This window comes from Pedobacter jejuensis (assembly GCF_003725795.1).
GTDB lineage: Bacteria > Bacteroidota > Bacteroidia > Sphingobacteriales > Sphingobacteriaceae > Pedobacter > Pedobacter jejuensis.
Genome location: NZ_RBEE01000023.1, coordinates 620,280 through 643,802 on the forward strand (window position 1 = coordinate 620,280; position 23,523 = coordinate 643,802).

12 protein-coding genes and 1 tRNA gene are annotated in these 23,523 nt (G+C 33.4%); 7 read left to right on the forward strand and 6 right to left on the reverse strand.

All coding sequences use genetic code 11. The features are described from left to right. Window positions 1-277: 277 nt before the first annotated feature. Complete coding sequence (locus D7004_RS13510; protein WP_123206361.1) at window positions 278-2,743, reverse strand: TonB-dependent receptor; 2,466 nt, start codon at window positions 2,741-2,743, stop codon at window positions 278-280. Between the two features lie 375 nt (window positions 2,744-3,118). Between D7004_RS13510 and D7004_RS13515 the strand changes: the two genes are divergently transcribed. Next, complete coding sequence (locus tag D7004_RS13515; protein ID WP_123206362.1) at window positions 3,119-3,715, forward strand: hypothetical protein; 597 nt, start codon at window positions 3,119-3,121, stop codon at window positions 3,713-3,715. 64 nt (window positions 3,716-3,779) lie between these two features. Here D7004_RS13515 and D7004_RS13520 read toward each other — a convergent pair. The 3 genes from D7004_RS13520 to D7004_RS13530 form a co-directional block, all read right to left on the reverse strand. Further along, window positions 3,780-3,853: transfer RNA gene (locus tag D7004_RS13520), tRNA-Arg, on the reverse strand. 186 nt (window positions 3,854-4,039) lie between these two features. Then, window positions 4,040-4,273, reverse strand: coding sequence for a hypothetical protein (locus tag D7004_RS13525; protein WP_123206363.1), 234 nt, complete (start codon window positions 4,271-4,273; stop codon window positions 4,040-4,042). Window positions 4,274-4,517: 244 nt separating this feature from the next. Beyond that, entirely contained in the window at window positions 4,518-6,347 is a 1,830-nt protein-coding gene (locus tag D7004_RS13530) for a glycoside hydrolase family 2 protein (protein ID WP_123206364.1), read from the reverse strand. A gap of 281 nt (window positions 6,348-6,628) precedes the next feature. On the opposite strand from D7004_RS13530, the gene D7004_RS13535 reads away from it, so the two are divergent. The 6 genes from D7004_RS13535 (at window position 6,629) to D7004_RS13565 (ending at window position 21,397) form a co-directional block, all read left to right on the forward strand. Next, window positions 6,629-7,468, forward strand: a complete 840-nt coding sequence (locus tag D7004_RS13535; RefSeq protein WP_123206365.1) for an MBL fold metallo-hydrolase — start codon at window positions 6,629-6,631, stop codon at window positions 7,466-7,468. A 769-nt stretch (window positions 7,469-8,237) separates the two neighbouring features. Next, window positions 8,238-14,861, forward strand: coding sequence for a polyketide synthase (locus tag D7004_RS13545; protein ID WP_123206367.1), 6,624 nt, complete (start codon window positions 8,238-8,240; stop codon window positions 14,859-14,861). After that, window positions 14,861-18,883, forward strand: a complete 4,023-nt coding sequence (locus D7004_RS13550; protein ID WP_123206368.1) for a non-ribosomal peptide synthetase — start codon at window positions 14,861-14,863, stop codon at window positions 18,881-18,883. The genes D7004_RS13545 and D7004_RS13550 overlap by 1 nt, the downstream gene beginning before the upstream one ends. A gap of 9 nt (window positions 18,884-18,892) precedes the next feature. Beyond that, window positions 18,893-19,579: a 4'-phosphopantetheinyl transferase family protein gene (locus D7004_RS13555; protein ID WP_123206369.1), complete on the forward strand. Its 687-nt coding sequence runs from the start codon at window positions 18,893-18,895 to the stop codon at window positions 19,577-19,579. 117 nt (window positions 19,580-19,696) lie between these two features. Next, window positions 19,697-20,530, forward strand: a complete 834-nt coding sequence (locus D7004_RS13560; protein WP_123206370.1) for a cupin-like domain-containing protein — start codon at window positions 19,697-19,699, stop codon at window positions 20,528-20,530. 81 nt (window positions 20,531-20,611) lie between these two features. Next, window positions 20,612-21,397 carry an FkbM family methyltransferase gene (locus D7004_RS13565; RefSeq protein ID WP_123206371.1) on the forward strand — a complete coding sequence of 262 codons (786 nt, stop codon included), beginning with the start codon at window positions 20,612-20,614 and terminating at the stop codon, window positions 21,395-21,397. An 8-nt stretch (window positions 21,398-21,405) separates the two neighbouring features. Here the strand turns inward: D7004_RS13565 and D7004_RS13570 are convergent, their stop codons facing one another. Continuing rightward, window positions 21,406-22,575 (reverse strand): glycosyltransferase family 2 protein, encoded by a 1,170-nt coding sequence (locus D7004_RS13570; protein WP_123206372.1) that lies wholly within the window; start codon window positions 22,573-22,575, stop codon window positions 21,406-21,408. A gap of 9 nt (window positions 22,576-22,584) precedes the next feature. Beyond that, window positions 22,585-23,496, reverse strand: a complete 912-nt coding sequence (locus tag D7004_RS13575; RefSeq protein ID WP_123206373.1) for a glycosyltransferase family 2 protein — start codon at window positions 23,494-23,496, stop codon at window positions 22,585-22,587. Between the last annotated feature and the right edge of the window lie 27 nt (window positions 23,497-23,523).

The following is a 23,523-nucleotide window of genomic DNA, read 5'->3' on the forward strand; positions in this document are numbered from 1 at the left end:
ACGTAAATGATATTAAAAACAAAAATTAAATCAAATATATCCCCTAAACTTTGTTTTACATTACACCCTCCAAACCTACAATACTTTTCATATTAGCCAGAGTTCAATTATTAATTAACCTTCACACTATTAATAAACTATTTTTTTAATTAACGTCACCCTGAATTTATTTCAGGGTCTTTTTGCAGGAAAGATGTTGAAATAAATTCAGCAAGACATTTCGTACAGGCAATACGTTGGACTTAGATTATTAAAATTCCATCGGTTATTTAAATCACTAAATCGGCACAATAACTTTAAAACTAAAATTTCTACCCATATTGTAAATACCTGACCTTCCGTTTGGAGAAGATGAATAGTATTCAAAATATTTTAGTCTGTTAAGGTTAGACTGATAGACCTTATTGAAAATATTATCACACTGGATAAAAATATCGAATACCTTTTTACCAGATTTTGATTTGATACCGGAACCCATCCCCATGTTGAATAATGCATAACCTTCCGTAAAAGTTTCCGTATTATCTAATGCATAGAATCGATTTTGATAAGCAAATAAAGCTGCGTCAAATTTTAAATATGGTTTATCAAAACTACCCTTTGTTGCTTGTGAAGTAAACTTCAACTCCGTACGAAATTGCAATGGTGGGATGAAAGGCAAATATTTAGCCGCATTACCAAACCTATTTAATAGATCTTCGTTTTTATTCAAACCGACTACATAGGCCAAGCTATTATTAAAGGTTAGCCATTTTATATGGTTTGGGTGAAGATTTAGGCTAACTTCTGCACCATACAACCTGGCCATAGATTGCTGATATTGATATGTTAAATTTCCTGGTACAATAACCATAGGATTTCCATCAGCATCTGTTAAACGAGATTGATAAATATAATTTTGAATATTATTATTAAAAACTTCAAAACTAATATCGGCATCTTTCAAGTAGGCAATTAAGCCAATATCCTGTTGTAAATTAAATTCTGGCTTGAAAGTTCTATTGCCCAAATAAACAATACGGGCACCCGGATCTAAACCATTAGAACCAATTTCTGTAATATTTGGCGCACGATAACCTCTGGCTAAATTGGCCTTCAAAAGTAGTTTTTCGGAGATGTTATAGGTAAAACCTAAACTGCCAGACAGCCCGTAATAACTTTTATTAAAGGATGGAAATTGAAGATTGGCATCGGGATAGTTGGAATTAACTTGTTGTCCAAAACCAGTTTGTGAATTGGTACCTACATAAAAGTCATTCCAGTTGATGTTCCTCCTATCTACGCGAATACCACCAGATACATCAATTTTACCAAAAGTTTTTTTTGCGAAATAAAAAGCACCAACATCAAACAAATCATAATCGGGAATCGGAAAATCTGTAGCATCTTTGCTTCTATTACCCTGAAACATCCCATTTACTCCAATTGTACTTTCGATACCTAAAAAATCAGGTAGATTATACTTCAAATCATAGTTTAATGTATTTAGAACAACGTACAACCCAGCTTGAGCTGGAATTGTTGGATGATTATATTCTCTTCGAACACTTTGCTGTGCTCCAATTAAGAAATTTAGATCGCTGTTTCTAAACTTAATTTGGCTTGTATTATAGAATCGATAATGTTGAATATGCTGATGAAGGGGATTAATCGAATACCGGGTCAATTCATTCTCAGGTACAATCGGTCTATTTTTTATATCATCACCAAAATCTAAAACTTGTCTGGTAAATCTTCTGGTCAAAGAATCACGACTTCCATCAGGAATTTCCATTAAGTTATCGTAATAAGTAATAGCTGTTTTAGAAAAACCCCATTGTTTATCAATTCTTGCACTTGCAGATAAATTATATTCTCTGAAACCAGTACCAAAAACATACCCATCAGCTTTATTGTAATAATTATGAGCAGTTTTCCCAGAAGCTCTAAAAACATATTTCCAATCGTTTTTAACATATGCTAAACCTATTGATGAACCCACCATGCCATTATTGCTTTGGTAATTCATGTTAAAATCTCCCTTTAATTTACCATCTTCAAAATTAGGGTTGTAAGGTATCATATTGATAACGCCTGCCAGTGCATCCGAACCATAGGTTAAACTAGCCGGACCTTTTACAACTTCCGCCCTGGTTATCCCATATTCATCAACTTCTATCCCATGTTCATCACCCCATTGCTGCCCTTCTTGTCGCAAACCGTCATATAAAGTTAAAACACGGTTATAGCCTAAACCGCGAATAAATGGTTTTGAAACATTTGGTCCGGTTGTTACAGCCGATACACCAGGAATACCTTTCACAATGGCGTCAATCAAATTCGTATTTACATTCTGGTCCATTGTTCTTTTGGAAATTACAGCAATCGGCACCGGACTTTTCCTCAATTCAGTAGCTCTGTTTACACCTGTTATTACAACATCGTTTAAATTTGAAGCTGACTGTTCTAAATCTATATTTAAAAATTGCTCAGCACCTACTATAACTATTGTTTGCTTTTTCGATTGATAACCTACCGCAGAAAATACAATCTCGTAAGTGCCAAAAGGTATTTGTTCAAACGAATAAAAACCTTCTAAATCGCTTTTGACTGATTTATTTAATTTCAGAAGCTTAACACTTACATCTTCTTTCGGAACCTTACTCGAAGTAACCTTCCCTTTCAACATACCCGATTGTGCAAATGCAATACTAGAAATGAAAGAAAATAGAATTGTAAAAATTGAAAACTGCAAGTGATTCATATTTATCTAAATTTATTTTTAGACAAATCTAAATTTAATTTTAAATAAACCAAATAATTATTTTGATTTAGTGATTTATGGTAATTCTTTAAGAATTAAAATATATAATGATAAAATTAATACGTCCTATTTCTAAAAAAATATACTATCGATTGAAATAGAGAACATTGGAACTTTCTAAATAATATCATTGCGATTTCAATCCAACTTCTTAAATATTTTGGAACCATTGCAGGTTTATATAATGTTAGTAAGATATTGCATGGTAGTAAGATAAATATTGTACTTTATACCAAAATTAAACCCTAATTATCTCATCTGTTAAGGCCAAGATATTAGAGGCTAAAGCTAGGCAGTAATTAACAAAAGGTAGCTATGGATATCAATAATTTCGGAAGGTTCAATTCGGACACATGGGGAAACGTTGGGGAATGGGTAATGATTGTTGTAACTATAATCACGATAGTTTTTTTATATATCACCTTTCGAGAACAACGGATAACAAATAGAACTCAGGTTAAAAAAAACGATTTAGATTTCATTCTCCACCTTTTTGATAAACTACAATCCGATTTTGAAGGCTATCTTTTAGTTGAAGACAAAAAGGATTTTTTTGGAACAACTGCTTTATATAAGTATACGAAAGGAATTGCAAACACAAAGAATAAGCATGATGCATTTCATTTCTACAAAAATCAACTTGAGACGGATAATATAATTTATTTAACTTATTCGATAGATATTATTGCAGATTTAATTAAAGATGCTTCTTTTGATGAACAATTTAAAATGTTATTGACAAAAAAGTTAAAATTATTTTTTAAGCTTAAACTAGAATTTCCTCTAGGCTTACTTGTTAAGAGCTTTTTACTATTAGAGGAGGATTTGGCTATTGAAATAAGAAATTTTTATAACAAGTACACAGATACACCGATTACAAAAGAAAATCTGATTCCTACAGAGAACTATTAGGAAATGAAAACTGTACTCTAAAAAAGAAAAACCCTCTCTAAAATTAATTAAAGAGGGTTATCAGTACCCCGGAAGGGACTCGAACCCCTGACCCTCGGTTTAGAAAACCGACGCTCTATCCAGCTGAGCTACCGAGGCTCATTTTTTAATGTGTGCAAATATAGAAGTTCTACCCAATAAGCGGAAATAAATTTTCAAAATTTTCCTAATTTATTATAAGCTAATCACGCTGTTCTTATAAGTATTTAGCTACAAGCTTATTATCTCAGATTTGATTTGAAACCGAAATGGCAATTACCCAAATATTTTCAAAACTAAATCAATTTAAGCATCTTCTCCATTCCAAACATCATCGTCAGCATGCTTAATTTCATCGTGTGTGCCACTAACTGAACGAGATTCTTCATGATGATAATTCCGCTCCGGGTTTTCAGGCAATTCATTATTGCTATTTGTAGGAACCTTTCTTAGGTGTTCTGCCTTTTTAACCTCTGGCAAATCATCATGAATTACTGAAGGTTTTAAAATTTTCTTTCCGGGATTTGAATTCTGTTCCATAATCAATTAAATCAATATTGAAGAAATGCAAAAGTGGACTAAAATATCGGTAGTCGAACAAATTATTTCATAACAAAATAGATGCTTAACTTTTGTTGATCAACGAGTGAAATAAACGATTAGTGCTTTTTTTTTACAACTAATATTATATTCATCAGCAATTTAATTTGTACTTAATTAAATGATCGATATTATTTGCTTCTTAATAAAGCTTCAAAGTAATATTAATCGGCATGTAGATTTCTTATTTATATTTCTCCTGCATTTGATCGTAGAAGTTTTTCAGCACAAAATAAGCTTTCTTCTTTTTGCCAGTTTCACTCATTAAACCTTTACGATTCCAGAAATTTTGGTAAACAGGATGTTGCCTTCTAGGTGACCGAAAATCGGTTAAAATCCATGGAATTATTCCCCTTAATGCAGGAATTTTACTAAGCATCGTTAACTGGTTCTTGTATAATGCTTCCTGATATTCTTCACTCCAACGCGTATTCTCGTCAGCATGAAAACCACCTAAAGCATCGCCACCAAATTCAGTAATTACTACCGGCTTATTGTATTTAATGTTGAAATCGTACTTTAAAATTTCACTTGGCGAACTACCAAAATACCAACCGGCATATTCATTAAAGCTTACCAAATCAATTTTTTCGCCCAATGGGTCGTTTAAAATCATGGTATTGCTTTCGCGATGAACTTCTAAGGCCGCAGCTACTAACCTTGTATCATCCAGAGAGCGAGCGGTTTCTGCAAGATTACTCATAAAGCTTAATCGAGGCGCACTTAACGGCGTCTCATTTCCGATTGACCAGACCACAACGCTAGCCCGGTTTTTATCTCGAGAAATTAAATCTGTTAATTGTTGTTTAGCATTTGCATAAGTAACCGGGTTTTCCCAGCTAATGGTCCAGTAAACCGGAACTTCTGCCCAAACCAGCAAGCCCATTTCATCGGCCAAACGCATCATTTCTTCATTATGAGGGTAATGCGCCAAACGAATATAGTTGCAATTCAAATCCTTTGCCCATTGCAACATCATCCTCATATCCCCTTGCGAACGTAATCTACCCTGCAATAATGGGTTTTCATCATGCATGGAAATGCCCCTGAAAAAAACAGATTTTCCGTTGAGTAAAATACTATCACCTTTTACTTCGATGGTTCTAAAACCAATTTTATCTTCGATATTTTCATTAGCAGATTTAATATTTACGGTATAAAGTTTCGGGCTTTCTGGCGACCAAAGCGATAGATTATTCCAGATGAAAACCTCACTAATTTTACCTTCACTATCCGTCTTATAATCCTTCTTTAAATTAAGCTCAGGTATGGTTAACGAAACTTCCTGCCCGGCAAAAGCATCAGCTAATTTTAATGAAAAACTTAAAGAATTGTTACTACCTTTTTCAAGCTGTAATTTATAATCACTAATAAAATGTTCGGGCAATTCAGCTAAATATACGTCGCGGGTAATGCCACCATAGTTCCACCAATCGGTATTTACGGTCGGAATTTCATCTGGCTTTCTTGTATTATCGGCTTTTACAACAATTGAATTGCTGCCTGCTTTCAACTTCCCGGTAACTTCAAATTGAAAAGGTGTAAATCCACCTTTATGAGTGCCGATTTTTTTCCCATTCAGGTAAACATGTGCTTCGTAATTTACCGCTCCGAAATAAACAAAATATCGTTTTCCTTTTTGTGGTTGTGCATCAAACTTTCTACGCAGCCAAATGGTGCCCTCGTATAGTTCTAACTTTTCCGATTGAGAATTCCAGTCGCCAGGAACGTTCATTTGCGGAGAACCATCAAAATTATATTCAATAAGTTCTGATTTATCTTTTTGCTCCTTATCATCAAAGAAACCACCTGTGGCGGTTTTTGATTGGTCGTAAGGTTGATGTCTGTAATCGTAATATCCGTTTTCGTAAGGATCTATAATATAATTCCATTTGCCATTAAGGCTCTGTATTTTACGGGCTTGAATATTTTGTATAGAACTAACCTGAGCAAAACAAATAGACGAAAAGATAGAAAGGCAAACTAAAAGAACACTTAATTTTAATTTAAACATAATATAAATTTCTTTTTAGAACTTGAAAATTTGGCAGGTTTCAGTCCAGAGGATAAAACAAAAATTGGTTAGCAAAAACCATAAACAACCCTAAATATTGTAATGGCTCACTTTATTGAATACCAAATATATTCAATTAATTTTCATAAAACTGAAAGACAAAACAATTCAAAACGGAAGGTAACGAGTTTTATACGCTTATATCATCGGCAAATAATTAAATAAATTGTTCAAATCTATTTTTGCCTTGGCGCTGAAATTAAATTACCTTGCATGTTCAAATGGCATTATATTTTACCTCAATAAATTCTGGCAGTAATGGCAATTGCTACTATGTTGGCAATAAAAACGAAGCTGTATTGGTCGATGTTGGAATTTCTTGCAAAGAAGTTGAGAAAAGAATGGCCAGGCTTGGTTTATCGATGTCGAACATCAAAGCTATTTTTATTTCTCACGAGCATGGCGACCATATAAAAGGATTATCGGTTTTATCTAAGAAATATGATCTTCCCGTTTATATTACGGATAATACATTGCGCAACAGTCGGCTGATATTAAATGAAGATAAGATATTCAATTTCAACCATTTAGATACCATTTGCATTGGCAATTTAAAGGTTTCGGCATTTTCTAAACTGCATGATGCTGCAGATCCTTTTAGCTTTACCATTGAATGCAGCGATGTACGTGTTGGCGTTTTTACAGATATTGGCGCAGTTTGCGACAGATTAATTACTCAGTTTAAAACATGTAATGCTGCTTTTTTAGAAGCCAATTATGATACGCAAATGCTTGAAAGTGGTAATTATCCTTATCATTTAAAGCGTAGAATTACCAGCGGCAGAGGTCACCTATCCAACCACCAGGCCTTAGCATTATTTCAAAATCATAAACCAGAATACATGAGCCATCTTTTGCTCAGTCACTTATCAAAAGACAATAACGACCCAACCTTGGTAGAGAATTTATTTAAGGCCTCAGCTGGTAAAACTTTTATTAGTGTTGCATCTAGAAATGAAGAAGGTTTTTTGCATTATGTTAATAATAAACTAAATGAAAATAAAAATTATAGCTTCAACCCTGCACTGTATCAGCCAGAACAATTAAACCTATTTTCGTAACTGTATTTTAAATTACCTAGTTTTTGGTATTGTTTAAACCCAAATATTTCGAGAGGTTTGTTTAGTTAGATAAAAATCAACGGGACGATTTTAAACAAACGCAGAAAAGGGGTTGATTTATTTTAATCTCTTTTTTTAAAACAAATTAATTTGATGTTGGTTATTTAAAAACTTCATAAATAGTTTGTTTGGTTTATTGGGGCTTATGGATTTAAGCCCCTTTCTCTTTTTTAAGCCAAATTGCAAACATTAAATTTTATTTACGTTTGGCAATAAAAACTATACTGCTTAAAAAGCTATAAAAGTTGTATAAAATAAATTAATAATTACCGCAAAAGTTATTAGAACGAGATTACTGAATCATAAATTATAAAATCGTTTAATATTTTGTGCCAAAAATATATACGATTTTGCTATATTTGAAATGTAGAATTAATAATAATATTAGTTTTGCAATCACCCTATTAAAACTTGAAGTTGTTTTTATAAAACCACTTCGCAATGTGAATTTAAGTCGATAACTCTCAATCATGACTGAATACCAAACAATCAGATTAAAACTTCCAAAAGGTTTTTTTAATCATCTTTATCGCTCTGTTGCTTCAAAAGCATGTTTAATTATTTCTGTTTTTTTGACGCAAATTATTCTAAGTTTTCAGGGGATAACCGTATTAATGGCTAAGTCTGATACTTTGTTATTAAATTTTAAAGAAAAGGTTTAGAATCTATACACAGATATTTAAAACTTTTTTTAGTATAATTTAAAATTATGTTTTCATCTCTAATCAATTCTTCTACTAATACCTCACTTAATTTAAATGAGTTGATTTATGATGCCGTAAAAACGTATCAGGATGAAATAGCGTTAAGCTTCGGAGATATAACTCTATCCTATAAGGATTTAAACAAAAAAGCAAACCAAATAGCTCATTTTTTCATTGCAAATAACATTAAACCTGGTTCAAAAATTGCAATTTCTACAGAGCGTTCTATTGATGTAATAGTATGTTTGCTGGCCATCATCAAAACAGGAAGTGCTTATGTTCCTGTTGATATTAGCTACCCAAGGGAAAGAGCAGCATTTGTTTTGGCTAATGCAGAAGCAGAACTTTTCCTTATCTCTAAAAAGCATGAAAATAAATACGCTGAATTAAATACAGATATTCTTTTTATAGAAGATTGTTTAGAAAAGAGCATAACCCAACCAGATGCTGACTTGCCAATTGAGGCTGATAGAAACAGGCTGATTTATATCCTGCATACCTCAGGTACAACAGGAAACCCAAAAGGTGTTTGCATGGGTGAAAGTGCATTGGTTAATTTACTCTTGTGGCAAAAGGAAAAATCTTTAGCAAAGGTAAACACCAAAACATTACAATTTTCTCCTCTAAGCTTTGATGTTTCATTTCAGGAAATTTTTGCAACGTTAATTACAGGCGGAAACTTAATTTTAATTTCTGAAGATGTAAGATTGGATGCATTTATGCTGCTCAATTTAATTTCTGAACAAGAAATCAACAGAATTTTTTTACCTTTTGTTGCATTACAATCCATCACAGAAAGCGCATTGGTAAATGGGCTGTATCCACAATCTTTAAAAGAAGTTATGACAGCTGGCGAACAGCTTAAAGTTACTCCACAGGTTGTAAATTTCTTTGCAAATATTCCAGGGTCAATTTTATACAATCAATATGGGCCAACAGAAGCTCATGTAGTAACTGAATTGAAGTTATCAGGAAATCCTACCGAATGGCCTGCCCTACCAAATATTGGTAAACCTATTTACAATACAAACATTTTAATTCTAGATGAAAAGCTAAATAAATTACCTGATGGTGAAACCGGAGAATTATGCATTGAAGGTATTTGCCTTGCCGAGGGTTATTTAAATTTACCGGAATTAACAAATGAAAAATTTGTTACACAGCCCTCCACTAATAACAGAATTTACAGAACTGGGGATTTAGCTCTGAAACTTGCTGATGGAAACATCGAATTTTTGGGCAGAAGAGATTCGCAAATTAAAATAAGAGGTTATCGGGTAGAACTTGGAGAAATCGAAGTAGCCATAGCACAACAAAAAGACATCAGTCAGGTTGCAGTTCTTTTAAGAGAAGATTTACCTGGCAGGCAAATTTTGGTTGCCTATTTAATTGGCGACCAAACAAATTACCAAGGAAATACATTAAAAGAGCTGATTGCACATCAATTGCCAGATTATATGATTCCATCGGCGTTTGTATGGCTATCAGAATTTCCTAAAACTACTAGCGGGAAAGTTGATAGAAAACTGCTTCCGATACCAAGTAGCGAAAGACCAGATTCTAGCATAATTTTTAAAAAACCATCTTCGCAAAAAGAAATAGAACTTGCAGAAGTTTTTAAGCAGCTTTTTGTTTATGATAGAATTGGTGTAAATGATAATTTCTTCGAACTTGGCGGAAACTCTTTGCTGGCTCAAAAAACAGTTGCCGAGTTAAAATCAAAGTTTAATTATATTTTGCCTGTAACTAAACTTTATCAATTTCCAACGGTTGCAGAAATAGTTAAATTTTTAGATAGAAATCCAAACGAAAGCAAATTAAAGCAAGAAAATAGCATTTCAGATAATTCAAGAGACATCGCAATTATAGGGATGGCTGCTAAATTTCCTGGTGCAAATACCATCGAAGAATTTTGGAATTTATTAGTAGAAGGTAGAGAATCAACATCTTTCTTTTCTGAAGCAGAGCTTGATAAAAGCATACCGGATTATTTAAAAAATGATTCTTCTTACGTAAAAGCCAGAGGGATAATTGCCGATGCTGATAAATTTGATGCTTCCTTTTTCGGAATAAACCCAAAACTAGCAGAGCTGATGGATCCTCAGCAAAGGGTATTCCTTGAAGTAGCGAATGAGGTATTGGAAACTACAGGCTATTTGCCAACAAAGAAAGATGCTGTAATTGGCGTTTTCGCTGGCAACGGTAACAATACATATTATGAAAATAATGTTTTAAGCCATCCTGATTTAATTGAAAACCAAGGGAAAACACAGGTCTTATCTGTAAATGATAAAGATTATCTTGCATCTCGAACGGCCTATCATTTAAACTTAAAAGGCCCGGCAGTTAGTGTAAATTCTGCTTGTTCAACTTCGTTATTAGCCGTTGCAACTGCAGTTAATAGTTTACGAGCCAACCAGTGCGAAATTGCTATTGCAGGCGGTTCTAGCATTACTGCGCCAATAAATAGCGGCCATATCTATCAAGAAGGTAGCATGTTAAGTGCAGATGGACATTGCACACCTTTTGATAATAATTCTACAGGAACGGTTTTTAGTGATGGTGTTGGAGCCGTTTTATTAAAGAAATTAGATGCAGCCATAAAAGATGGTGATAAAATCTACGCCGTAATTAAAGGTGTTGGTGTAAACAATGACGGTTTTGCTAAAAGTAGTTTTACAGCACCAAGTAGCGAAGGTCAAGCTGGAGCAATAAGTGCTGCGATTTCAGATGCAGGTATTAGTGCATCTGAAATTAGTTACGTGGAAGCTCACGGAACCGCCACACCAATTGGCGACCCCATTGAATTTGAAGGTTTAGTTGATGCTTTTGGCTTGCAAACTGAAAAGCAATATTGTGCAATTGGTTCTGTTAAAAGCAATTTTGGTCACCTAACACATGCTGCAGGCGTTGCCGGATTGATTAAAACATCTTTAGCACTAACTTATAAAAAAATCCCTGCATCACTTGGATATAAAACCCCAAATCATAACATTGATTTTTCTAGAAGTCCTTTTTATGTAAATACACAACTTACTGATTGGCAAAATAAAAATCGAATTGCCGGTGTGAGTTCTTTTGGCGTTGGTGGTACAAATGTTCATGTAATTGTTGAAGAATATAAAAATGTTGAACAGGAAGCTTCTAAAACAAAGCCAGCTGAGTTAATTACTTGGTCTGCAAATTCTGTAACTAGCAGAGAAAACTATGCAAAAGCATTAAATACTTGGCTAACTGATAAACCGGACCAAATACTTGCTGATGTTTCTTACACGCTACAAAAAACCCGAACAGATTTCAATTACCGAAGTTTTGTAGTTTCGGATTCTGTTAACCAATCAAAAGAATTATTAGCACAGAATAATATACACAACAGCAATACTTTAACCGAAATTCCTGAAGAAATTGTATTTACTTTTCCAGGCCAAGGTGCACAGTATTTAAACATGGGTTTATCAATTTATAACGAAGAACCGGTGTACAAAGCTGCAATTGATGAATGTGCCGGAATTCTGAAACGCTATATTGATAGAGACATTAGAACTGTTATTTATCCTGAAGAAATAAATGAACTTTCGAATGCAAATATAAAAGATACAAAATATACCCAACCCGCACTTTTCGTTACCGAATATGCTTTAGCTAAACTTTGGATAAGTTGGGGAATTAATCCAACTAAATTATGCGGACATAGCATTGGCGAATATGTTGCCGCACATTTAGCAGGCATATTTTCTTTAGAAGATGGTTTAAAATTGGTGGCAAACCGAGGCCTCCTAATAAGCAAATTGCCAGCAGGTGCCATGCTTTCTGTTAGAGAAAATAGTGACGTAGTTAAAGGTTTGTTATTTGGCGAACTATCTATTGCTGCCATAAATAGCCCTAAAGTATGTGTTGTTGCAGGTTCATTTGAACAAATTGCCGAATTGGCCCAAATATTAGATAGAGCAGAAATTGCTAATAAGCCTTTGCTTACCAGCCATGCTTTTCATTCATCAATGATGGACCCAATATTGAGTGATTTCATGGAAATTGTATCTCAAATAACCTTATCCATTCCCGATAAAGAAATTATATCAACCGTAACAGGTCATACGTTAACTGAAAACGAAGCATTAAGTATTGATTATTGGACAAATCATTTAAGACAAACTGTTCAATTTTCAAAAGCAATAGAAACAATACTTGATAGTGATAATGCTGTTTTTATAGAAATTGGTCCAGGAACGGTAACAAGTGCTTTAACTAAACAAATTGCTGCTGCTAAATCTACCAAAGCTATTGTACTATCAAGCTTAAGCAATAAGGAAAACGAATATGCTTCCCTCCTGCATGCTTTAGGCCAATTGTGGCTTAACGGCATAACTCCAGATTGGCAAAGTTTTTATGCTGAACAATCAAGAAAGATAATCAATATACCAACCTATCAATTCGATAAAACAAGATATTGGGTTGAACCTTTGGCCACTAAAACCTTTGCAAAAGAACAGACTATTCTAAAAGATGAATCGCCTGAAATTATCCCTCTAAATACGAATGAGATGAGAATTACCAACCTGACAACTAAAGTAAAACGAATATTAGAAGATGCATCAGGTATTGAAATTAATGAACTCGATTCGGGAAGAAATTTCCTTGAATTGGGTTTAGACTCTTTACTATTAACCCAAGTTGCAATTTCTTTAAAACGTGAATTTAACTTACCAATTACCTTCAGAAAATTAAATGAAGAATATCCATCGGTAGAATCATTAGTTAAATATTTAAATGAGAACACTCCACAGGATACTCCATTACCTGTTTCTAGTCAAAATAATCATCAATTTGCAGCTAACACTACATCTTCATTTAACTATTCTCAACAGAACAACCATAATTCTGTAGGTAATGATAGTGCATTAAGTCTAATCGCTCAGCAACTAGAAATACTTTCAAAGCAAATACTATTAATGCAAGGACAAACGCCTACAAATAATGTACCTGTTCAACAAACTATCTTAAACAACAATAATAATCACAGCCTGGCAAAAGCTATAGATGCTGATTTATCGGCTGAGGAAAAGGCAGAAATTAAAAAACCTTTCGGAGCTACGCCGAGAATTGAACGTCAATCGAATGATTTAAATCAAAAACAATTAAATTTTATCTCAAATTTGACCGAACGGTACAATAAAAAAACAGTTAAAAGTAAAGAATACACAAAGAATAGCAGGTCGTACATGGCCGACCCTAGAGTTGTTTCAGGCTTTAGGCCAGCAACTAAAGAACTCATTTACCCAATCGTCGTAAATAAATCGAGTGGAAGTAAATTATGGGATATTGATGGAAATGAATACATCGATGCTTTAAATGGATTTGGATCGAACATGTTAGGTTATCAGCCTGATGTGATTAAGACTGCCATGCATGAACAAATTGAAAAAGGTTATGAAGTTGGTCCTCAACACGAATTGGCGGCAGAAGTTAGTAAATTAATCTGCGAATTTACCGGATTTGATAGGGCTGCACTTTGTAGTACGGGTTCTGAAGCGGTTTTAGGCTGTATTCGTATTGCCAGAACAGTAACAGCCCGTTCGTTAATTGTTTCTTTCACAGGTTCATATCATGGCATCAATGACGAAGTATTGGTAAGAGGAACGAAAAAATTAAAGTCGTTTCCAGCAGCTGCAGGTATTATGCCTGAGGCCGTTCAAAACATTTTGGTTCTAGATTACGGAACCGATGAATCTTTAGCAATTATTAAAGACCGAGCAAACGAAATTGCAGCAGTGCTGGTAGAGCCTGTACAAAGCAGAAGGCCAGAATTTGTGCCAATAGAATTTTTAAAAAAGGTAAGACAAATCACAACTGATGCTGGTATTCCATTAATCTTTGATGAAGTAATCACTGGTTTTAGAATGCATCCAGGTGGTGCACAAGCATTATTTGGCATAAAGGCTGACCTCGCATCATACGGTAAAGTTATTGGAGCAGGTGTACCAATTGGCGTAATTGCTGGTAACAGCAATTTAATGGATGCATTAGATGGCGGTAACTGGGAATATGGTGATGGTTCATATCCAGAAATTGGTGTAACCTATTTTGCCGGAACATTTGTAAGGCATCCATTAGCGCTTGCATCTGCAAAGGCATCGTTAAATTACATGAAAGAAAAAGGTCCTTCTTTGCAACAAGATTTAAACGATAAAGGTGCTTACTTAGCAAAAGCAGTTAATGCAGAATTTGATAAAAGACAACTACCAATTTATGTAGCAAATTATGGTTCGCTATGGAAAGTAAAATATTATGAAGAAATACCATACAGCGAATTGATGTTTGTTTTGATGCGTGAAAAAGGAATTCATGTGTTGGATGGTTTTCCTTGTTTCATTACAGAAACATTAACTTACCAAAACATCGATAGCATAATCAGCTGCTTTGTAGAAAGTATGGATGAAATGATTGAAGCAGGATTTTTTCCATCAGTAAATAAAGTAAATAATAATTTTAAGATTGATGAGGTGGTTGTTGATAAAAATAACCCACCAGTTACGGGCGCCAAACTTGGTAAAGATAGAGAAGGAAATCCTGCCTGGTTCGTGCAGGATTCAAATCAAGAGGGAAAATATCTTCAGGTTAAACTTAGCTAATGAAAATGGCAGAGGCTAACTTAATTGAAGTAGATTTTAACCCTTTTGAAGAGGGAAAAGAAATTGAAAAAGTTATTATTTTAAATGAATCTCAAAAAGAGATTTGGTTATCATGCATCATCGGTGGCGATGCAGCAAGTTTAGCATATAACGAATCTGTTTCTTTAAATTTAAGTGGTCGATTTAACTTCGCGGCTTTCCAAGAAGCTGTAAATATGGTTACTGCTCGTCATGAAGCATTAAGATCAACAATTTCTAAAGATGGCGAGAACTTAATTGTTTACAATCAGGTAGATGACCAAATTATTTTTAATGATTTTTCCCATATTGATTCAGCTCGGATAAAAGAAGAACTAAAAGCTTTTGTACAAAATGAGATTAGTATTCCTTTTCAACTTTACGATGGTCCGTTATTTAAATTATTTGTTCATAAACTTGATGACGAAACACATTACTTTACCATAATCATTCATCATATTATTGGAGATGGCTGGTCGCTAGGAATTATTCTCGAAGATTTAAGCAATTGCTACAATGCTTGCTTAGGCGGAATTAAATCTAAACTTCAAGCTCCAGATCAAATAAGTACCTATGCAATTGAGCAGGTAGCTTTTAGTCGCACAAAAGAATATATTCAAACACAAGAATTTTGGCTTAATCTATTTAAAGATGATGTTCCTGTATTAGATATGCCTCTGGATTTTAGCCGTCCAACAACCAGAACTTACCAGGGTAAAAGAAATGATTATGTAGTAGATGCTAAACTTTATGATTCAGTTAAAAGCCTGTCAGTCAAATCAAAAAGTAGTGTTGTATCTACCTTAATTGCTGCGTTTGAAGTTTTTTTGTATAACCAAACCGGACAGGAAGATATAGTTTTGGGTTTACCAGCAGCTGGGCAATTGGCATCTGAAAATTTAAATTTAATTGGTCATTGTGTTAATCTATTGCCATTACGTAGTAAAATAGACCCAAATGTTTCATTTATAAATTACTTATTAAAAAGAAAAAATGAAATACTGGATGCTTATGACCATCAGCGATTAACTTTTAGCGAATTATTAAAAAAGTTAAATATTAAAAGGAACAAAGCCAATATCCCATTGGTTCCTGTTGTTTTCAATGTTGATAGAGGCATGGATGATGCTGTTAATTTTTCAGGCTTAAGGCATCAAATTATATCAAATCCTAGAGTATCGCAAACCTTCGAAATTTCATTAAATGTTAATGGCTCAAAAGATTCGATGATTTTTGAATGGGCTTATAATACACAGCTATTTACTTCTGAAACGATAAATAGAATGATGAATGATTTCGTTTCATTGCTTACAGTTATTTCCGATAATCCTGATACGTTAATTGCTGATACTGTTTCAAATGTAAATCCCTTTCCAAACATAACACCATCAAGCCTAAATTTCCCTCAAAACCTTACCATCCTCGATTTATTTGAAAATGTAGTAACAATCAAAGCTAACAACATTGCTGTTGTATGCGAAGGTAAATCGCTATCCTACAAAGAATTAAATATAAAGGCTAATCAACTCGCTCATTATATATTAAACAAAGGTTTACCAAAAAATGGACTAATTCCAATTTGCATACATCCATCTTTGGAAACGGTTATAGGGATATTCGGAATATTAAAAGCAGGTTGTGCTTATGTTCCAATAGATCCGGAATATCCTATTTGCCGCATTAAGATCATTACTGATGAAATAAACTCTAAACTCATCATTGGCGACGGCGTAACTGCTAAAAAACTCAATGAATTACCAGCTCTAGAAATAATTGCCATAGATGATCATACAGCTCCTGCCTGGAAAGAAAACTCATCAAAACCATCGTTAGTTTCTGATCCCGATTCTCTAGCTTATATCATCTATACTTCCGGTTCAACAGGAAACCCAAAAGGTGTTATGATTCAGCACATTGCATTAACTGATTACCTATTTGGCTTAAGAAATAAAATCCCTGGTTTAGAAGGGTGCATAAGTTTTGCACTTGGTTCTGCAATTTCAACCGATTTGGGCAATACTACCCTATTTAGTGCGCTAACATTAGGTGCTCAACTTCATATTTTCGCAAAAGACAGATTCAACAACGCCGATTATATTCATCAGTATTTTATTAATAATCCAATTGATTTTCTGAAAATTGTTCCCTCTCAATGGAAGTTTTTAATGTCTCAAAAGCGATTATTAGCACCGCATAAGATTTTAATGTTTGGTGGTGAAGCATTGCCTGCAGAATACATCAAGCTAATAAAAGCCTCAAATGCATCTTGCCAAATTGTGAACCATTATGGTCCAACAGAAACCACAATAGGTAAATTGATTCATTTGGTTGATAAAAATTATGATTATCCCGTAATTATTCCAATTGGAAGACCATTTTCAAATGCATCTATATATGTATTAAATAAAAATTTAAAAATTTGTCCAATCGGTGTTCCTGGCGAACTTTATATTGGTGGTTTAGGTCTGGCAAAAGGGTATCTTAATAATGATGGACTCACTGATAGCGTATTCATAAAAAACCCGAATAACAGGAATGAAGAAAAGATTTATAAAACCGGCGACTTGGTTAAATGGTTAGCCAGCGGTGATATAGAATACTTAGGAAGAATTGACGACCAGATTAAAATTAGAGGCAATAGAATAGAATTGGGTGAAATTCAGAATGCATTACAAAAGCATCAAAATGTAAAGCAATCTGCGGTTTTTGCAGTAGAAGTTGACCAAAGAGAAAAGGAGTTAGTTGCATATGTTGTGCTGAACAGTAATTTCGATAAAGATGAGATAGTTCAGTTTTTAAGAAAGCAACTGCCAGAATACATGGTTCCTAAAATCTTTCTTGAGCTCGATAAACTTCCTTTAACATCAAATGGTAAAGTTGACAGAAAGGCACTGCCGGAGTTCAATGCAGGAAATCAGCCAGATATAGAAGGATTTGTCGAGCCACAAAATGAAATACAAACACTTGTTGCGAATATTTGGGCAAAAAACCTAAATCTTGAAAAAATCAGTATAAAAGACGATTTTTTCGAGCTTGGTGGACACTCTATGATTGCTATAAAAGTTATGGTAGAAATAGAAAAGCAAACAAATTTGCGATTGCCGCTCTCCATTCTATTTGATAATTCCACTGTAGAAAAATTTGCGCAACAATTAAATAAGTCAAAGCAAGATATCAATTGGGATTCTCTAATTCCAATCAAATCATCTGGCACAAAAGCACCTCTATATATTGTTCATGGACAGGGCATGAATATTATTGTATTTAAGCCGTTAGCTAAAGAAATAGATCCTGAAAGGCCAATATACGGCTTGCAACCGAAGGGTTTAAATCCTGAAATTGAACCATCCAATACAATCGAAGAAATTGCTGCAGATTATGTTAATGAAATTTTAGCTAATAATCCTAACGGACCATATTTACTTATGGGCTACTCATCTGGCGGAACAATTGCATTAGAAATGTCCTACCAAATGGAAAAAATAGGCAAAAAGGTTTCATTTCTAGGACTTTTAGATACTTATTTTGATGGAGAAAGTTATATACAATTGGCTAGTGAAAACAATCACAAAGAAATTATAAATTGGACATTCAAATTTGTAGGTTTTGGCTTTGTTTATCTATTCAAACATCCAAAAGAATTCCTTCGCCATAAAGTGAGTTTTAGCTTAGGCACCATGTACAATATTTATAAAAAAATAAAACCAACTAAAAAAGATTTATCAAACCCAAAATATGTATTAGGCAACATTCAATCTGTACATGCAAAAGCCTTTAAAAAATATAAAATCAAAAAATATGATGTAGATGTACATTTATTTAAATCAAATGACATCTTATTAAGCTACGTACCGCATTCAGAAACAAATGGATGGGAACCCTACATCAATGGAAAATTAACTGTAATTGATATTCCGCTTGAACATCTTCAGTTCTTTAAACCTGAATATGTTAAAATTTTGTCAGACCAATTAAATAGAGTTTTAAAAACCATCGATTACTGATAGAATAAATTGGACAACCTGATAAATGATAAACTGCTATGGGAAGATTATGAGGAAAGAACACTTGTAAATAAACACTTTATAAATATTTTTAAAATTTCACTTGATAAATATCAAGCAATAAAAAATAATTGCAAACAAATTTTAACCGCCGATGAGTTAACTAAAGCGAGTAAATTTAAACAAGCGAGGGATACTAAAAGATATGTTATTGGTAAGTTTTATAGCAAAATGATTTTGGCTAAAATGATAAACAAGAAGCCTGCCGATATACATTTTCAGTTTAATGAATACAAAAAACCATATATAAATAATATAAATTTTAACATAAGCCACAGTGGAGATTATGTTGTTTTAGCAATTAGCCCGTATGCTGTTGGTATTGATATCGAGGCGATAAACCCAGTTTTGGATTACCAAGAGCTTATCCATCAATGTTTTAAAGAAGAAGAAATTAAAAGAATTACAGATTTAGATAGCTTCTATCTTTTCTGGACAAGGAAAGAGGCCTTATTAAAAGCAACCGGAGAAGGTTTAACAGACAATCTTCCGACAATAAATTGCACAGAAGAGAAAACAGAGCGATTTGGCGTTTTTTATGAGCTAAAAAGTTTAAAATTAAACGATGGATATTTTTTAAGTACAGCATCACCAGACCATCAAAGCATTTATAAATATTGGCATTTAAAACATTAATTCATATCGTAAATTTTGCATAAAGAAATGTTTAAACCTCCAGAATATCTTAATTAACAAATACGCCCAAACTAAAATTTATAATTATAATTGCATTCCAAACATCATTTTCATCCCATGGAAATTCAAAGAGTTGATAACATTACACACCAGGAATTTTTAAAAAATTTCTACGAACCAGGTATTCCGGTTGTTTTTAAAAATGCTTCCAGTGTTTGGAAAGCCAAAGGATTATTCGTTCCGGAATGGTTTAAAACTAATTACGGCGAAAGGGTTTTAAATAAAGAAGGTAAATCTTATACCATGAGCGAGGTTTTTGATCTGGTAGAAAACAGCACGGTCGAAAATCCTGCACCATATCCTTTAAAATATAATATTACTACAGATATACCTGAATTGTTACCGCTCATTCAACCGTTAAACTTAAACTATGCATTACCAAATTGGTTAGAGAGTCAATGGTTTAAAAAAGGTTATTGGGGTAGTGCAACAGAACTATTTATTGGCGGCCCAGGTGGTAAATTTCCATACCTGCATTTAGATTATTACCATTTAAATGCCTGGATTACACAATTATATGGAGAAAAGCAGTTTACTGTTTTCCCACGTGGACAGGAGGATTTCCTTTACCCAAAAGCCGATGACCCGTGGCGCTCGGAGGTGAATATTTTCGAGCCTGATTATGAAAAATTCCCTAAATATAAAGATGCTACACCAATTAACTTTACAGTTGGCCCTGGCGAAACATTATTTATACCATTTGGTACATGGCATTCAGCTTATTCGCTAACCACTACCATTTCTGTAGCGTTCGATCAGTTAAATGAAAAAAATTATAAGCCGTTTTTAAAAGATGTCTGGGATTTTAAAAGACGCCAAGGACTAGTTAAAGCACTAACAATGCATAGTTATGCATGGCTTGGTTGTAAAATTGGAAATAGTTTGAAATAAAATTTCGGATATCTCCTTGTAATTTTTATTACGTTCAATCTAACAATCGTTTAAATTTTCAAATCTAAATAAAGCAAAATTATGGCTGCTCTTAAAGAAACTTTAAAGAAAATAATTAAATTTCACCCATACTCGCATGTTAAACCACTTCAGAACTTGATTCATGTTGGTTCTGAACATCACGGTTATACCATTCCAAATAATTATTTAGATAAAAATTCTATATGCTATTGCATAGGTGCTGGAGAAGATATATCGTTTGATACAGAACTAAAAGTTTTATTCGATTCGAATGTCTTCATTTTTGACCCAATGCCTGAAGGTATAAACTATTTCAAAAAATTAAAAAATACATTAGAAAAGGGCGAAACATTTGGAGTTTTTGATGATAAAAATTTCCTTTATCGTTTAAATAGCAAACAGATAAATGAAATAACATACGTAAACAAAGGTGTATGGAATGAAAAAACAACCTTAAAATTTTACGCACCACAATTAGATAATTATATTTCTCATTCTGTTTATCTCTTCCAAGATTCTGACGATTATATTGAAGCACCTGTAGATAAGTTAAAGAACTTTATGCAGGAGTTTGGTCACATGTCAGTAGATTTGGTTAAAATAGAGATTGAAGGCGCTGAATACACAGTCATTGATAGCATTATAAAAGATAAACTCGATATCAAAATTATTTGTATTGAGTTTGATGAAGTTTACCATAAAAAAGATTTAGCACATAAGCTTAGAATAAGAAAATCATCAAATCAGCTTCTTAAAGCAGGATATGTTATGGTTCATTCTACCTATATGATGAAAAGAACTTTTGTGCGTAAAGATGTTTATGATTTTTTAAAATCGAAGGAATAATCCCCTTTTTAAGTCTTTCGTAGTGAACGTTCCCAAGCTGCACTTTGATTCTTTTTATAATAACGAATCATTCCTGCTAACACAGCATAATTCATAATACAAAAATAATAAGGGATAAAAAATGCTTTTATTTTAATGTTTTTGCGTTCGAAAAACCAACCCAACGCACTTAAAAAGTAAAATAAAAGTTGAGCAACTAGAATTATTTGATATAATATCAAATCGGTGTTTAGCACAATTATCAGGTTAAGAATAACAAGCAAGATTAATAAAAACGGTGTTATTGTCCACCTTAAAACCCGGTGAGATATATACTGAAATGTAAGCACTGGATAATGAAAAGGATTGGCGGCTTTCTTTAACCTTAAAATAGATTGGATTCCTCCGGCTGCCATTCTTATCTTTCTTTTCAGCTCTTCTTTCACATTTGCTGATGATGTTTCTGATGCATAAGCATTTGGTTCATAGGCGATTATAAAGCCCTTTTCAGCAATACGCATGGCAATCAGGTGGTCATCAATAATCGTATCCGATTCAACCGGCTGATAAAGGGCTGTTCTAATACTAAAAAGCTCACCAGCTGCCCCCACATTAGAATAAAGTTCGTAATCCCATTTTTTTAATTTCGATTCATACTTCCAGTAAAAACCCTCGCCTGCAGAACTAGCATCAGCAAGTTCTTCTACCATTATTCTCTTTTCACCGGCAACTGCACCCACTTTAGGGTTTTGATAATGCTTAACAAGTTCATTTATAGCTGCCTTATTTAAAAAGGTATTTGCATCAGTAAATATTAAAATTTCGTTTTTAACAAAAGGCATAGCTCTTTTAATAGCAGCCATTTTACCAGTTCTAATATTTTCATGCAACAGCTCAATTTCGCTGTATTTACTTATCTTTTCTGCGGTTTCATCCGTAGAGCCATCAGTGATAAAAATAACCTGCATTTTATTTTTCGGATAATCTAAATCGATGGTATTTAAAACTTTTTCATCAATAATATCTTGTTCGTTCCATGCAGCAACCAGAATGGTAACAGTGGGTAATTCTGCATCATTACTAAAGGAAAAGGGTTTTGTAAAGCGTCTTTTTATCTTAACCAATAGTAATAATAAAAAACCATAACCTACAAAAGTGTAAATTATCAGGAATAGAGAAATCCAGAAAGCTATAATCATTTGGGATGTTTAAATTTTAAAACCTAAGTTTTTACTGTTTTTAGAATGAGTTAAATTCCAAGAGACACCCTTAAATGTCCACTTTACTAAATCCAATCTATTTTTTAAAAGGTAAGTTATAATTTGTTTGCTGCAGGCTATAAAAATATAGTACAAACTAAATAAAATTGTGTTAATAATGCTTGTGTTTTTTTTTATAAATAGCATCCTGTTACGAGTCATGAAGTAAGTTTTTATAGCACTCTCCTTCCCTACACTCATCGATTCTTTATGGTAGATTTTAGTTTTTCCTGTAAACCAAATTTGCAAACCTGCTTTTTTAAATCGTTCACACCAATCTAATTCTTCATAATACAGAAAAAATTCATCAGCCATTAAACCAACATGATCTAAATCAGTTCTTCTGCACATCATTGCCGCACCGTGGCAATATCCAGTAATTCTGCTATCATTATCGAACTGACCTTTATTTTGCTGCATGCTCCCAATACCACTGTTTCTGCAGGTAAGGTAGTTCATTTCCGTAAAGCCAGCGTACTGAATGGTATCAGGCTCGTCGTAATACAAAATCAAAGGAGATATTAAACCAATCTGGGCATTACTTTCCATTTCATTAACCAAAACATCTATGGTGCTGGAAGTAATTTCAGTATCATTATTTAAAAGTAATAGATAATCACCTGTTGCTTTTTCAATTCCCAGGTTATTGCCGCCGGCAAAACCAAGGTTATGATTAGAGCGCACATAAATTAATTCCGGATAAATTAATTTGTATTCCTGCTCAAATTCTTCTCTACTTCCATTATCCACAAAAACAACTTCTAGGTCATGTTTAGAAGGGTTTTGCTTTAGTGAATTTAAAAAATCTAGATTAACCTGATGTTGATTGAAATTAACGGTGATGATTGATACTGACTTCATTATTGGGTAAAAATAACGAAATTACCA